The sequence below is a fragment of the Pseudoalteromonas sp. Z1A2 genome, from assembly GCF_011378755.1.
GTDB lineage: Bacteria > Pseudomonadota > Gammaproteobacteria > Enterobacterales > Alteromonadaceae > Pseudoalteromonas > Pseudoalteromonas distincta.
Genome location: NZ_WTKX01000003.1, coordinates 221,550 through 236,373, shown reverse-complemented (window position 1 = coordinate 236,373; position 14,824 = coordinate 221,550). Strand labels below are relative to the sequence as shown.

The following is a 14,824-nucleotide window of genomic DNA, read 5'->3' as shown; positions in this document are numbered from 1 at the left end:
CTAGCCTTTAAGCTATTAGCTTTTCAGCAAGGTTTAATTCCATAATAGCTTTTAATAAACGGTATAAGTTAATTGATGCGTCAATTTCTTCTTTACGGTTTGTTAAGCTTTCAATATTTAAGCCCAGTGGCACGTCTAGGTGCGCACAGCTTTTAAGTATTAAGTCGAGGTTTTCGCGGCAAATACGGACTGATTCGCTTAATGTATTGTCTGCATCAAGCATGCGCCATTTAGTTGCCTCTGGCACTGAGATACCCAACCATTGCATAAATTCTAAGGTTTTTTCGCCGCCGCATGGGGTAAACGTTAATATAATACGTTGAGGTGTAATCCCTTGTGCTTTACATGTACGTGCGTAGCTAGTAATTAACTCTATAGTAGCTTGTGCGTCGTAAACAGCTTGCGATATAAAAAACTGACAACCTTGTGCTGTTTTTTCTATTAATCGTTCGTGCTCATTTCGTTTACTTGAATGGCGCTCGGCAATCGTAACGCCACCTAAAAAGAAATCATCTGACTGCTCAGCCAATGCTTTATACGCATCTGGCAGGCTTAGCTTTATATCGCCTATCGATGATGGGCTACCTACTAAAACAACATTTTGTAAATCGTAGTCGTTTTTAGTTTCACTTAGCCAATCTTTAAATTCGCCTACGCCACGCTGCGCCACACTTTTATAAGTAATCACATCTTGTGCAGATAAATTACGAAGTAAATGGCTGTATTCACGCGGATCAACGGTTTGTTTAAACGCAAATGGGCGGTCTTGGTTAGTTCGGCTGCTTTCGTCTTGAATGTCGTATATTATCACGCCGTCGTATTCAATTTCGTGTAAGCGACCTAATAGCTTTTCTGCAATGGTTTTTAATTGCGCTTTATCGGTGCCAATTTTAGGCGGGGTAGTACCAATAAGATAAACACCTTGATTGGTGTCCACTATCTTCTCTTTTAGTGATAAAGCCATAATCCTCATTCCAGCTAAGTTTGTTTTGATGGATTTAATATAGCAGCCATTTAGACGTCTAGATAGATTTATTTAATGAAAGTTTTTCAATTAACATGATGTTTATTCATAGTGCTTGTTCCCATAATTTATAATTGACACAGTTGTTTACATAATAAATTCCCTTGGGGCTCTTATATTTATTGGCTTTGGGGCATAATTAAAGAGTTAAATCTGACAACAAATTTGCTCAATTTAAAAAGGGACAACAATGAAATTTAAATTATTAGCAACCAGCTTAGCGGTATCGCTGGCCTTAACGGGTTGCGCCATGCAACAAAACCAAAGCACGCAAACAACAGCACAACAAGAACAAGTAAATAAAGCTGATGACCGTGTTTTTTCACAAGATTACTTAATTGAAGAGCTAGAAAACGGCTTACGTGTCATGGTTGTTAAAACCGATTACCCTGATGTAGTGTCGCTGCAAATTCCGGTATCGGTTGGATCGCGTAACGAAGTTGAAGAGGGCAAAACAGGCTTTGCTCACTTTTTTGAACACATGATGTTTAAAGGCTCACAAAAATACCCTGAAGATGTGTACTCAGACATATTAAAAAATTCAGGTGTTGATAACCGCGCATATACAACAAACGATTACACAAATTACCATTTAAACTTTTCAAAGCAGCACCTTGATAAAGTACTTGAGCTTGAAGCTGATATTTTTCAAAACTTAACCTACACCGAAGAGCAATTTAGAACAGAAGCGCAAACAGTAAAAGGTGAGTACTTAAAAAACAACGCGAGCCCAATTCGTAAATTATTAAGCGCTGTACGCGAAAAAGCGTTTGATAAGCACACGTATAAACACACCACTATGGGCTTTTTTAAAGACATAGAAGCCATGCCTGATCAAATGGCCTATGGTAAAGAATTCTTTGCTAAGTTTTATAAGCCTGAGTATGTGTCACTTGTCATCGTGGGCGATGTAAACCCACAAGCAACAATGGCAATGGTTAAAAAGCATTGGGGCAGCTGGAAAAAGGGTAACTATGTTGCTGACATTAAAGCAGAACCTGTTCAACAAGCACCAAAATATTTGCACCAGCAAGATGAAGCGCTACCAGGGCATTGGTTACTCGTATCGTACAAAGGCGCTGCGTGGGAGCCTGCTAAAAAAGACAGAGCGGCGCTTGATTTAATCTCACAGCTTTATTTTTCAAATAATTCAGATTTATATCAAGAGCTAGTGGTCGACAAACAAATTGCCAGCCAAATGTTTACCTATAACCCAGAGACTAAAGATCCGGGTTTATTACACGTATTTGTTAAAGTAGAAAACGCAGGCGATTTAGCCACTGCGCGCGATGCCATTAATCGAACTTATGCAAAAGCACGCACTGAGCTTGTTGATGAGCAAAAGCTAAGTGATTTAAAATCGAATCTTAAATACAGCTTTATTAATGGCTTAGATTCGTCGCAAGCGATTGCATCAACCCTTGCCAGCTACATGCATTTTGAGCGCGATCCTGAGGTTATAAACCAGCTGTATAAATCGGCAGATAACATCACCAGCGCAGATATTAAAGCCGTTGCTAATAAATACTTTACTGATAACGCACGTACCACATTAACAATGTCGGCACTTGATAAAGCCCCAGGTTTTGAGCAAGAAGTTAATTTAAATGCGCTTACTGCAAAGCTTGAACAAGCACCTGCGGCACCTGCATTTAAAGTACTTGATAAAACCAATAGCTCGCCGTTAATCGATGTTAACTTTTTATTCAATACCGGCGCGGCTGCCGACCCTCAAGGCAAAAAAGGTGTTGCAGCGCTCACTGCGGCAATGCTTGCACAAGGTGGCTCAGAGGCGACAAGCTATAAAGATATTCAAAAAGCACTTTATCCGCTTGCAGGTAGCTTTGGTTATCAAATAGATAAAGAAATGCTGTCGTTCCAAGGGCGTATTCATAAAGACAATGCAGCGCAGTGGTATTCACTTGTGAGCGATCAATTATTAAACCCAGGCTTTAGAGACGATGACTTTAAACGCCTTAAAAAAGAAATGATCGATGGTATTAAATCAGGCTTAAAAGCATCTAACGATGAAGAGCTAGGCAAAGAAGTGCTATACAGTGCACTTTACAAAAATCACCCTTACGAAAGTTACAACTACGGTGATATTTCGGATTTAGAAGCGTTGACGCTAGATGATGTTAAAGCGTTTTATAACAGCGAGCTTACGCAATCTAAACTCACGGTTGGCTTAATTGGGGCTGTGCCTGCAAACCTTAAAGCTAAAATGATGAGCGATTTTGCAACGCTACCAAAAGGTGAGCAAAGCCGTTTAAGTATTCCTGATGCGCCAGTGCTTAAAGGTCATCATGCAACTATTGTAGAAAAATCGGCACAATCGACTGCTGTATCGTTTGGTTTTCCTATTGATACAATAAGAAGTAGCGAAGACTGGACAGCCCTTTGGCTTGTGCGTTCGTACTTTGGTGAGCACCGTAGTTCTAACAGCTTTTTATATGAGCGCATTCGTGAAACTCGCGGCATGAACTATGGCGATTACGCATACATTGAATACTTTCCACGTGGTATGTTTCAAACCAAGCCAGATGCAAACCTAGGGCGCTCAGAGCAAATATTTCAAGTGTGGTTACGCCCACTTCGCTCTAATAACGATGCGCACTTTGCAACACGTACCGCCTTGTTTGAGCTAGATAAGCTAATTAAAAATGGTATGAGCGAAGGTGATTTTGAAGCTACGCGTAACTTTTTAATTAACTTTGTGCCGCAAATGGTTGCAAGTCAAAATCGCCAATTAGGTTACGCGCTTGATAGCGAATTTTACAACACTGATAACTTTGTAAGTTACGTAACTAATAAACTTAAAACGCTAACGCTTGCTGATGTTAATCGCGTTATTAAAGAAAACTTACAAACAGACAATGTTCACTATGTATTTATTACTGGTGACGGCGCTGGTATGCAAAAACGTTTAGCATCGCAGCAAACATCACCAATGATTTATAACACTAATAAACCTGCTGAATTAGTGGCTGAAGATAAAGTAATTGCTGATTATAAATTAGCAATTCCTGCAAAAAATATTGAAGTGATGAAAGTCGATAAAGTATTTCAATAATTTAAGTGTTTTTTAAGCGTTAAAATAATGCCTCGGTGCTATAAGCATCGAGGCATTTTTATTATTTAATAATGAAACTTAATAAACAGTTATACCTAATAACCAGAACAAATAACTAAGGGATTAACACCTTAGTGGTTAAATCCGTTAGACTTGGGAAAAGGCTATTTTATATCAACTTAAGGCAGTGCAGTATTATGCGTCATGCAATTTGGCAACAGCTTCGCGACGAAGCTAACGATGTAGTAAAACGTGAACCATTATTAGCAAGTCATGTTTATTCATGTGTTTTAAATCATGATTGTTTAGGTTCGGCATTGAGCTTTATTGTTGCTAATAAGTTGGCTGATGCGGTGGTATCTGCATTCACTATCCGAGAGCTGTTTGACCAAGCATTTGTAAAATGTGACCGTATGCTATCTTTTGTTGCTGAGGATATTAAAGCTGTAAAAGACCGCGATCCGGCATCAGAAACCTATCTTACGGTTATATTAAATCTAAAAGGTTTTCATGCTATTCAGGCGCACCGTTTGGCTAATTGTTTGTGGCAACAAAATCGCAAAGAGCTAGCGCGCTTTATTCAAAGCCGTAACTCTGAAGTGTTTGGGGTCGATATTCACCCAGCATGTAAAGTGGGTAAAGGCATTATGTTTGACCACGCAACCGGTATTGTTATTGGTGAAACAGCGGTAATTGAAGATAACGTATCAATTTTGCAATCTGTAACGCTTGGCGGTACAGGTAATGAGCAGGGCGATCGTCATCCTAAAATTAGAGCAGGCGTATTAATTGGCGCCGGCGCTAAAGTACTTGGTAATATTGAAGTAGGTGAGGGCGCACGAATTGGTGCGGGCTCAGTTGTGCTTAGCAATGTTCCACCACACACAACCGCTGTTGGCGTACCCGCTAAAATTATTGGTCGACCGGATTGTGAGTGTCCGGCGCAAAGTATGAACCAAAACTTTTTAGCAAATCCTGAGCCTGAAAACGAATCGCACACGAGTGCAATGCTATAAGTAATAAAAAATAATAAAACTTAAAAGGAATTAACATGAACAAGAATAGTTTATTGGCTCTAGGGATTGGGTTTATTGCGGGTGTAGGTTTAACTTGGAGCTACTTTAATGCAGCTTCAAGTCATCCGGAATCTGTTAAGTCGCAGCCAAGTTATGAAAAACAGAAAAAGCTTCATACTGAACAACAAAGTAATGAGGTATTGAGTAATGCAGACTCTGCAGTACCTGAGCAAGTCGCTAGTATAGAGCCCGCTGAAGACAGGCCTACAACCAATTCAGAAACCCAAATGCTTGATGAACTACCTTTAGAAGAGCAAGTAACTCAGCTTAAGCAGCAACTCGCCGAACAGAAAGCGGCGCTCAAAAGTGTTTTAAAGAAAATGAGGGGCCCTTCAGATTTTGAGCAGATTTTACGTGATAAATTTGAAAATCAAACGCGCGATGAAGAATGGGCTTATCGTACTGAAATGGCATTACAAGATTTTTTATTAACAGCTGATTTATCAATTATTCCTGACGTTGTTAGTGCAAAATGTAAAAAAACAGTATGTGAATTTGAACTTGCCGCCCCCATTGATAACGACACATTTGGTAATGCTCAATGGCGAGAGCTAAACGATAAGTTGATGGAACAAGAGTTTTGGCAACAATTTAAAAGCACTACCTCCACATCGAGCGATAGCGAACTTAAAATGTTGCTAAGTACAGAGCTTTAAATAATTTGTGATTCTATAGAGCCATCGACTAACTCTGTAACTAAAACATCGCCTGTTTTAATTTGCCCCACAGATTTAACTACTTTTCCTTGCTGTGTTTTAGTGATGCTATAACCGCGCGCTAAAACATTAAGCGGACTTACCGAGTCTAACCTGCTTGCTTGCAGTGCTAAGCTATTATTCGCTTGTTGTAACTGATGCTGTATAGCTTGGTTTAGCCTAGCTTGTAATTGCGAGAGTTGATGGCTTGCTGAAGCGAGTTTTTTATCAGGTGATTGGCGCATCAAACGAGGCGTTAAGTTATTGAGTGTGCGTTCTTGCTGATATAAACGATTACGCATAGCTTGTTGCAGCGCAATGCTTAGCTCATCCAAACGTTGTGATTTTTGACTAAGCTGACTACGCGGATGACACAAATTAAGGCGGTGTTGTAACTGCGTTGCTAATGCGCGTTTATCGGCAATACCGTGCTTAAACGCGTTAGATAAACGATTAACCAATTGCGTTACTTTGTTGTGTAACTCTTGCGTATTTGGGCTTACAAGCTCAGCTGCGGCTGATGGAGTTGCTGCACGAACATCAGCAACGTAATCGCTAATGGTTGTATCTATTTCATGGCCTACTGCACTTACTATCGGTAATTCACTTTCAAAAATAGCTCGTGCGAGCTGTTCGTGATTAAAACACCATAAATCTTCAAGTGATCCGCCGCCTCGTCCTAAAATAAGTACGTCAACTTCATCACGAGCATTAGCTAATTCAATTTGATTAATTAAATGTAGGTGTGCTTCTTTGCCTTGTACCATAGCAGGGTAAATGATTACTTCTAGCTGCGGCGCACGGCGTTTAAGTACCGTTAAAATATCTTTTATAGCAGCGCCGGTTGCAGAGGTAATAACACCAATACGATTAATGTTTTGCGGAAGTGGTTTTTTATACGCAGAGCTAAATAATCCTTCGGCGGCCAAACGCATTTTAAGTGCATCGAATTCTTGTTTTAGCTGACCTTCGCCGGCCGGTTCCATATGCTCAACAATAAGCTGGTAGTCACCGCGAGGTTCATAAAGTGATACACGCGCTTTTACTGTAACTTGCGCGCCATTTGCAGGGCGATAGCTTTGGTTGCGATTATTCCCACGCCACATAGCAGCTTTAATTTGTGCTTTATCGTCTTTTAACGAAAAGTACCAATGTCCAGATGCAGGGGTAATAAAGTTAGAAATTTCGCCCGTGAGCACTAAAGATGCAAAACCTTGCTCAAGGATTGTGCGAATTTCTCTATTAAGGCGTGAAACGGTGTAAACCGCCTGCGAAGGCTTCGAAAACATAAAAAACAACCTAAAACTATTTATAAAGCAAGGGTCTATTGACCTTTGTAGATTAAAATTTGTTCAAACTAGGGGCGATTTAATCGCGGCGCGAGGTTTGTAACCTAGTGGGCTAAGTAAAAACCGAGTAACAAAGAGTTAATCGCCCCTAGGCTGAACCCTTTGGGCAGCGCTTGTTTGGAATTGATGCTACGTTATCGCCTATTTATAGGGAATAACCACACTGCATAGGCTCTGCCTTGCCTAAATACCTAACAAACTGCTGCAAATTTAACCTTGAAAGGCTAATAGACCCTATATTATCATAAATATTTGCGAAATATTATTTACTCATGCCAACAACGCTGTTAAAATTTGGCCGCAATTCCTTATCTTAGATCCACATGTGAGAAGTTGCCAAAATGCTTAGAATCGCTAAAGAAGCTCTTACCTTTGATGACGTACTTTTAGTACCTGGTCATTCTACTGTTTTGCCACACACGGCAAATATTTCAACTCGCTTAACGCGTGGTATCAAACTTAACTTGCCGCTTATTTCAGCATCTATGGATACTGTTACAGAAGCTCGTTTAGCTATTGCCCTTGCGCAAGAAGGTGGTCTTGGTTTTATTCATAAAAACATGACTATTGAAGAACAAGCGAAAAACGTACGTAAAGTTAAAACCTACGAAGCAGGTATTGTTTCATACCCTGTAACGGTCACTGCCGATTTAACAATTGCAGATGCAATTGAGCTTTCGCACGAAAAAGGTTTTTCAGGCTTTCCGGTTACCGACAGCAATAATGTGCTTGTAGGCATTGTTACCAGTCGTGATATGCGTTTTGAAACTAAGCTTGAACAGCCTGTTTCTACCGTTATGACTAAAAAAGAAAAGCTTGTTACCGTTAAAGAGGGCGCAGCACGCGAAGAAATTTTAGGCTTAATGCACGAACACCGCATTGAAAAAATCCTTGTTGTTGATGATGAATTTAAACTCAAAGGCATGATCACAGTAAAAGATTACCAAAAAGCCCAAGACAAACCTGACGCATGTAAAGATGACCAAGGTCGTTTACGTGTAGGTGCTGCTGTAAGTGTTGGCGCAGGTACTGATGAGCGTATTGCTGCATTAGTAGAAGCGGGTATTGATGTTTTACTTATCGATACATCGCATGGTCACTCTCAAGGCGTTATTGACCGTGTTACTAAAACTCGCAAAGAGTACCCAGACTTACAAATTATTGCAGGTAACATTGCAACGGCTGAAGGTGCGATTGCACTAGCTGATGCCGGAGCGGATGCAGTTAAAGTAGGTATCGGCCCTGGTTCTATCTGTACTACACGTATTGTTACCGGTTGTGGCGTTCCACAAATTACCGCTATTTCAGATGCTGTTGAAGGCTTAAAAGGTCGCGACATTCCTGTTATTGCTGATGGTGGCATTCGTTTTTCTGGTGATATTGTCAAAGCACTTGTTGCTGGTGCATCGTGTGTAATGGTGGGTTCTCTTCTTGCTGGTACAGAAGAAGCACCAGGTGAAGTTGAATTGTACCAAGGCCGTTATTACAAATCTTACCGTGGTATGGGCTCATTGGGCGCGATGGATCAAAAAGAAGGTTCATCAGATCGTTACTTCCAAAAATCAAACGAAGCAGACAAGTTAGTACCTGAAGGTATTGAAGGTCGCGTAGCTTACAAAGGTCCTATTGCAACGATTATTCATCAGCAAGTGGGCGGCCTACGAAGCGCTATGGGCTTAACGGGTTGCGCAACAATTGAAGAGCTAAATACAAAACCACAATTTGTACGTGTTACTTCAGCAGGTATGGGTGAGTCGCACGTTCATGATGTGCAAATCACTAAAGAAGCACCAAATTACCGCTTAGGTTAAGCAGCGTAATTAATTTAATATACTGGGCTTGCTTTGCAAGCCCTCTTTTTAGTCGTTTATATAAATACCAATTGCATTAATAAAGTGGTCAATTATTGCGACAGATAAATGGCTCAATAACGAGGCAAAAATTTCGATTTTTAGTTCTTCTAAATAAGAAATTTTTAACGTGGTTAGTGAGTTATTTAGCCTGCAAGACTTAGTAATGTTTAATAAAATTGGTATTCAAAGCGGCATTTAGCATCAGACTTTACGAGATACTCCATGAGCAAAGATATTCACGATTCACGAATTCTCATTTTAGACTTTGGTTCACAATACACTCAATTAATCGCCCGTCGTGTGCGTGAAATTGGTGTTTACTGTGAACTTTGGGCATGGGATGTGACTGAAGAGCAAATCCGCGAGTTCAACCCACAAGGTATTATTCTTTCTGGTGGCCCAGAATCAACAACACTTGAAAACAGCCCGCGCGCTCCTGAGTATGTATTTAATGCAGGCGTGCCTGTGCTAGGTATTTGCTACGGCATGCAAACAATGGCAGCTCAACTTGGCGGAAGTGTACACAGCTCTGATAAAAAAGAGTTTGGCTACGCACAAGTTGAAAAAGTAGGCAGCTGTGCATTATTTGATGCAATTGAAGACCATATTACTGATGGCGGCAACGGCATACTTGACGTATGGATGAGTCATGGCGATAAAGTAATGGACATTCCAGCTGATTTTACAACAACAGCTAAAACATCTACTTGTCCACATGCTGCAATGTCTAACGAAGAAAAGCGTTTTTACGGCGTACAATTTCACCCAGAAGTAACGCATACTCATCAAGGGTTACGTTTGCTTGAGCGTTTCGCTATTGATATTTGTGGCTGTGAAAAATTATGGACTCCTGCAAAAATCATCGATGATGCTATTGAGCGTATTAAAGAAACTGTAGGTGATGACGAAGTCATTTTAGGTCTATCTGGTGGTGTTGATTCATCAGTTGTGGCTATGCTTATTCACCGTGCAATTGGCGCAAAGCTAACATGTGTATTTGTTGATAATGGTTTACTTCGTTTAAACGAAGGTCAGCAAGTTATGGACATGTTTGGTAATAAATTTGGCTTAAACATTGTTAAAGTTGAAGCTGAAGAGCAGTTTTTAAATGATTTAGCTGGTAAGTCAGACCCAGAAGATAAACGTAAAGCCATTGGTCACACGTTTATTAATGTATTTGATGAGCAAGCCAAAAAGCTTAAAAATGCGAAATGGTTAGCGCAAGGTACAATTTATCCTGACGTTATTGAATCTGCGGCATCTGCCACAGGTAAAGCGCATGTTATTAAATCTCACCACAATGTGGGCGGATTACCAGATGACATGAAAATGGGCCTTGTTGAGCCATTGCGTGAATTATTCAAAGATGAAGTGCGTAAAATTGGTCTAGAACTTGGTTTACCGTACGACATGCTTTACCGTCATCCTTTCCCTGGACCAGGCTTAGGTGTACGTGTACTTGGCGAAATCAAAAAAGAGTACTGTGATTTACTACGCCGCGCAGATGCGATTTTCATCGAAGAGCTACACAAAGCTGAGCTTTACCATAAAGTAAGCCAAGCGTTTACTGTATTCTTACCAGTTAAATCGGTAGGGGTTATGGGCGATGCACGTAAGTACGATTGGGTTGTATCACTTCGTTGTGTAGAAACAATCGACTTTATGACAGCACGCTGGTCACATTTACCATATGAGTTTTTAGGTGTGGTTTCAAACCGTATCATTAACGAAATTGATGGTATTTCTCGTGTTGTTTACGATATTTCAGGTAAACCACCTGCAACTATCGAATGGGAATAATTAATTTTAGTTTTAATTAACTAATTTTAAGTGATTAAAAAACGGCGAATTAGCATGCTAATTCGCCGTTTTGTTTATTTAAAAAGCAGTTGAACTAAAAGAGTGATTTTTCTCTTTACCTTTGGCGAAACTTCTCTATAATTCGTTGTCATTGCAGGGGCGTAGTTCCAATTGGTAGAACAGCGGTCTCCAAAACCGATGGTTGGGAGTTCGAATCTCTCCGCCCCTGCCATTTCTTCTTTACATCGTTTTTATTACTTCTTATATTGTTCAAATGTCTAATCTACTGAGTTGTTATGCATCCACGTTACGCAGCTATTTTTGATATAGAAAATCTTGAACTCAATCAGCATTATTGTTCTCAAACAAATGACCAAGCAGATACTTTATCGCAAAGCACGACAGCTAGTTCTTTAACGATAAATGAGCAACTATTTGCAGACATTAAGCTCAGTGCAGGGGCTATTATTGTAAATAGCGTTGTACAGGGTAGTGAGATGCAATTAAACGACAATCAGCTTACATTGCCAACCCCACAGCTTAACGCCTCTGAGAAGCGTGCTTTATGGGCTTTAATGAGTGAACACCTTGATAAACTTTAAATCAGTAGATGAAACTGCAATACCTCAATTAATGGCCATCGAAACAGCATGTCATAGCCATCCGTGGACTTTAAATACAATGAGTTCATGTATAGGTGGGCGCTATTTTAATGTTGCCGCATTTGATGAGATGAGCATGATTGGTTTTTATATTGGTGAAAAAGCAGGGCCTGATTTTACGCTTATGGATATTTGTGTAACACCAAGCCACCAGGGTAAGGGTATTGCAAGGCAGTTGTTAGCTCAGTTTATTGAATATGGTGAACAGCAAAATGCTGAAAACCTCTTTTTAGAAGTACGCGAATCTAATACGCGGGCTATTGCGCTATACGAGAACGCTGGCTTTACAGAGATGTCAGTGCGTAAAAACTACTATCCAAGTGATAATCCGGCCAAAAATGGCTTTGAAGACGCTATTTTAATGGGCATGGCATTAGGTTTAAACTTTTCATAATTAAAGTCGGTGGTTAGCGTTTTAAGCATAGAGCACTAACGCACCGAACTTGTACTATTTTGTAAGTTTTCTTTTAGGTTACTTTGCCACTAATTGCTTGCTCAATGGCTGCTATTAATTTATTTACTAGCTCGTCTCTTGGCACTTTATTGTTACTTTTTAAATTTTCTTCAAGTGCCGCAGCGCTGTGATAAATTTCATCAAAATTAAAGCACCCAGAACTACCTTTAATACTGTGCGCTATACTTCTTAATGCTTCCCAGTCATTACAATGTTGCAGAGTTTTAACTTCTTCTAAATAAGTAGGTAAGTTGGCTAAATAGTTATCAGTAATTTGCTGAAACTTTTCGCTTTTTAATAAGCTGTCCCACTTATTTTGATTATCCTTTTCAAGATGTAGGTAGCTTACGAGTACATTTTCCAGAGCATCTTTATCAATGGGTTTAGCGAGTGCTTTGTTGCAGCCAGCTTCTAGGTAAGTGCCTATATCGTGGTTCATTACATTAGCAGTAAGGGCAATAATGGGGCCATCGTATGCTGCATGACGAAGCATTTTAGTCGCTTCTAATCCGCCCATTACAGGCATTTGCATATCCATTATAATAAGCTGATAGTCATTAACGAGTGCCATTTCTACAGCTTGGGCGCCATTACTAGCAATATCGGGTTCAAGGCCCCAAGTTTGCAGTAATAATTTAATTAATAGTTGGTTATCAGGGTTATCCTCAGCGACTAAAATATTAGCCTCAAAGTTATTGGTCGCAAACGATAAGAGAGGGTCTTTCTCTGGTATTAACTGGCTTTCTTGCGTTAAAAACTCAAGCATTGGTTGATCATCAGATAACTGACACGACACCCTAATTGTAAAGCGGCTACCAACGCCAACTTCACTTTCAAGCGTTACATCGCCACCAAGTAACAGTGCTAAATTTTTAGAAATACACAACCCAAGGCCTGTACCACCAAAACGACGTGTGGTTGTGGCATCGGCTTGCTCAAACGGTTTAAACACACGCTCTATTTGATGCTCAGACATACCAATGCCGGTATCTTTAATTACAAATTCTAGCTTTTGACTTGCTTGTAAATAATGCACGCAAATAGACACACTGCCATTTTCGGTAAATTTAACAGCGTTATTTGCAATATTTATAAGTATTTGTTTTAAGCGGGTCACATCACTATAAATGGTGCGAGGTAGCGGCAGTTGGTAATCAATATTAAGGGTTAATTGTTTTTCTTGTGCCAGTGGTTGAATAATTGATTCAATGTCATGCACAAGCTGCACTACGTTTAACGCAGACAAATCGACAGCTAGCTTTTCAGCTTCAATTTTAGATAAGTCGAGTATATTATTTATTAACTCTAGTAAGTGTTTTGAATTACGTAAAATAGTGCTTAGATGTTGTTTGTCGTTGGCTACTTTGTCGTTGTGGAGTAATTGCTCTGTAAAGCCCATAATAGCCGTAAGTGGCGTTCGTATTTCGTGACTCATATTAGCTAAAAAACGACTTTTAAGCTGATTAGCTTGCTCGGCTTGGCCAATTGCAAGCTCTAGTTGGCTGTTCATGGCTTCAAGTGCTTTAGTACGACTTTCTACTTTATCTTCAAGGTGGTGTTTATATTCTTCAAGCTGCTGCTGGTAGTGTCTAATTTGATTAACCATGTGGTTAAAGTCGTTAAACAAAACACCCACTTCGTCATTTGTATGAGCTGGTAAGTGCACCGACAAATCGCCATCACCAACACGGTGGCTTGCAGCACCTAATAATTCAATTGGGTTAAGTAATAAATTACGTACCACTATAAAAATTAATATTGGCAGGGTGATTATCGAAATAATAACAATTAAGCCTGTTATTAGGCTTATGGCTTTACCAGATTGATAAAGCACACCTTTGGGAATGGTTGAAACGTAATAATATCCACCGGGCATTTGTACGGCAAAAATCATTCGCTCTATTTTATCTATGCTTGAGAGTTCAATGGTAGAAAGCATGCCTATATCGGCAAGATCATGTACTTGGTTAAGTTCATATTCGCTTATGTATTGGCCGCGCATGTTGTAGTCGGAGCTAAATAAAATTTTCCCGTCTTTGGTCAACATTAAATTAAGTGTGTTGTTATATGGCGCTTCTAAAATACTGGAGTTGAGTATTGAAGGCTCTATATGTATTACAATAAAACCAAGCTGCTGTGGACGTTTCAAGTAGTAATCAACGCTGTCAATTCGTTGAATGAAATATAAGCTCGTGGTGCCATCGTCCTTTTGAATCATAAATTGCTGTGTACTTAAATTACTTTGCAATACTCGATTAAAAAATGGATAGCTTTTAGGCGCTGTTGTTAGGTTATTAGAGTAGTAGGCATCACTTTTCCCACTTGCTGAAACTAAATTAATGCTAATTATATCTGGATAAGCTTCGCTGTAACTGGCAAATACATCCATAAGCGCGCCAAGTTTTCGGGTGTAATTACCGTTGGCACTAATATCGTTTGCTAAAAAGTCACTAAGTACTGGCGAATTTGAGAGTAGTTTTGCAGTAGAGTGAAAAGAGTCGATATAGTTGAATATTTTTTGCTGTTGTTGCTCAACAAAACGGCTCATTATTAAATCAGCTTGTTTTTGTGTTGAATTAGTGACATTGGTGAGCGTAAAGCCACCTAAAAATAGCAGTGGCAGAATAACAAGAGGTGTTATATACCATAATAATCTTATACTTAACTTACTGGTTTTCATGACCAAACGACTTATCCTCCATGCAATCTGCCAATAATATGCGTTACGACCTGATTACACAAGCTTATAGCGGTCTTGGTGGCTAAATTACAATCATTAGTTGCATGATCTTTAGCTCTTTTTTTTATGTTTAAGTTATTTAAATTTAACAAGTTACA

The 14,824-nt window shown here is 39.7% G+C and carries 10 protein-coding genes and 1 tRNA gene; 8 read left to right on the top strand and 3 right to left on the bottom strand.

The features are described from left to right. Positions 1-7: 7 nt before the first annotated feature. Complete coding sequence (locus GQR47_RS03975; RefSeq protein WP_024597318.1) at positions 8-964, bottom strand: methylenetetrahydrofolate reductase; 957 nt, start codon at positions 962-964, stop codon at positions 8-10. Between the two features lie 250 nt (positions 965-1,214). Here GQR47_RS03975 and GQR47_RS03970 point away from each other — a divergent pair, with 250 nt between their 5' ends. The 3 genes from GQR47_RS03970 to GQR47_RS03960 all read left to right on the top strand — a co-directional run bounded on the left by GQR47_RS03970 (position 1,215) and on the right by GQR47_RS03960 (position 5,829). After that, positions 1,215-4,097, top strand: coding sequence for a pitrilysin family protein (locus GQR47_RS03970; protein WP_165723575.1), 2,883 nt, complete (start codon positions 1,215-1,217; stop codon positions 4,095-4,097). Positions 4,098-4,294: 197 nt separating this feature from the next. Continuing rightward, a complete protein-coding gene (gene cysE, locus GQR47_RS03965; RefSeq protein ID WP_002958786.1) occupies positions 4,295-5,113 on the top strand; it encodes a serine O-acetyltransferase in 819 nt (272 codons plus the stop codon). A gap of 35 nt (positions 5,114-5,148) precedes the next feature. Continuing rightward, positions 5,149-5,829, top strand: a complete 681-nt coding sequence (locus tag GQR47_RS03960; RefSeq protein ID WP_024596086.1) for a hypothetical protein — start codon at positions 5,149-5,151, stop codon at positions 5,827-5,829. Here GQR47_RS03960 and xseA read toward each other — a convergent pair. Then, positions 5,826-7,157 carry an exodeoxyribonuclease VII large subunit gene (xseA, locus tag GQR47_RS03955; RefSeq protein ID WP_024596085.1) on the bottom strand — a complete coding sequence of 444 codons (1,332 nt, stop codon included), beginning with the start codon at positions 7,155-7,157 and terminating at the stop codon, positions 5,826-5,828. The genes GQR47_RS03960 and xseA overlap by 4 nt on opposite strands. A gap of 401 nt (positions 7,158-7,558) precedes the next feature. Here xseA and guaB point away from each other — a divergent pair, with 401 nt between their 5' ends. The 5 genes from guaB to rimI all read left to right on the top strand — a co-directional run bounded on the left by guaB (position 7,559) and on the right by rimI (position 11,926). Beyond that, positions 7,559-9,028, top strand: a complete 1,470-nt coding sequence (gene guaB / locus GQR47_RS03950; RefSeq protein WP_002958783.1) for an IMP dehydrogenase — start codon at positions 7,559-7,561, stop codon at positions 9,026-9,028. Between the two features lie 264 nt (positions 9,029-9,292). Continuing rightward, a complete protein-coding gene (guaA, locus tag GQR47_RS03945; RefSeq protein ID WP_002958782.1) occupies positions 9,293-10,870 on the top strand; it encodes a glutamine-hydrolyzing GMP synthase in 1,578 nt (525 codons plus the stop codon). 155 nt (positions 10,871-11,025) lie between these two features. Further along, positions 11,026-11,102 (top strand) — tRNA-Trp (locus GQR47_RS03940). 64 nt (positions 11,103-11,166) lie between these two features. After that, positions 11,167-11,472 (top strand): hypothetical protein, encoded by a 306-nt coding sequence (locus tag GQR47_RS03935; protein ID WP_024596084.1) that lies wholly within the window; start codon positions 11,167-11,169, stop codon positions 11,470-11,472. Further along, the gene (gene rimI / locus GQR47_RS03930) at positions 11,459-11,926 is read left to right on the top strand and encodes a ribosomal protein S18-alanine N-acetyltransferase (RefSeq protein ID WP_024596083.1); all 468 of its coding nucleotides are present in this window, start codon (positions 11,459-11,461) and stop codon (positions 11,924-11,926) included. Before GQR47_RS03935 ends, rimI begins: the two co-directional genes overlap by 14 nt. A 73-nt stretch (positions 11,927-11,999) precedes the next feature. Here the strand turns inward: rimI and GQR47_RS03925 are convergent, their stop codons facing one another. Then, positions 12,000-14,666 carry an ATP-binding protein gene (locus GQR47_RS03925; protein ID WP_024596082.1) on the bottom strand — a complete coding sequence of 889 codons (2,667 nt, stop codon included), beginning with the start codon at positions 14,664-14,666 and terminating at the stop codon, positions 12,000-12,002. Between the last annotated feature and the right edge of the window lie 158 nt (positions 14,667-14,824).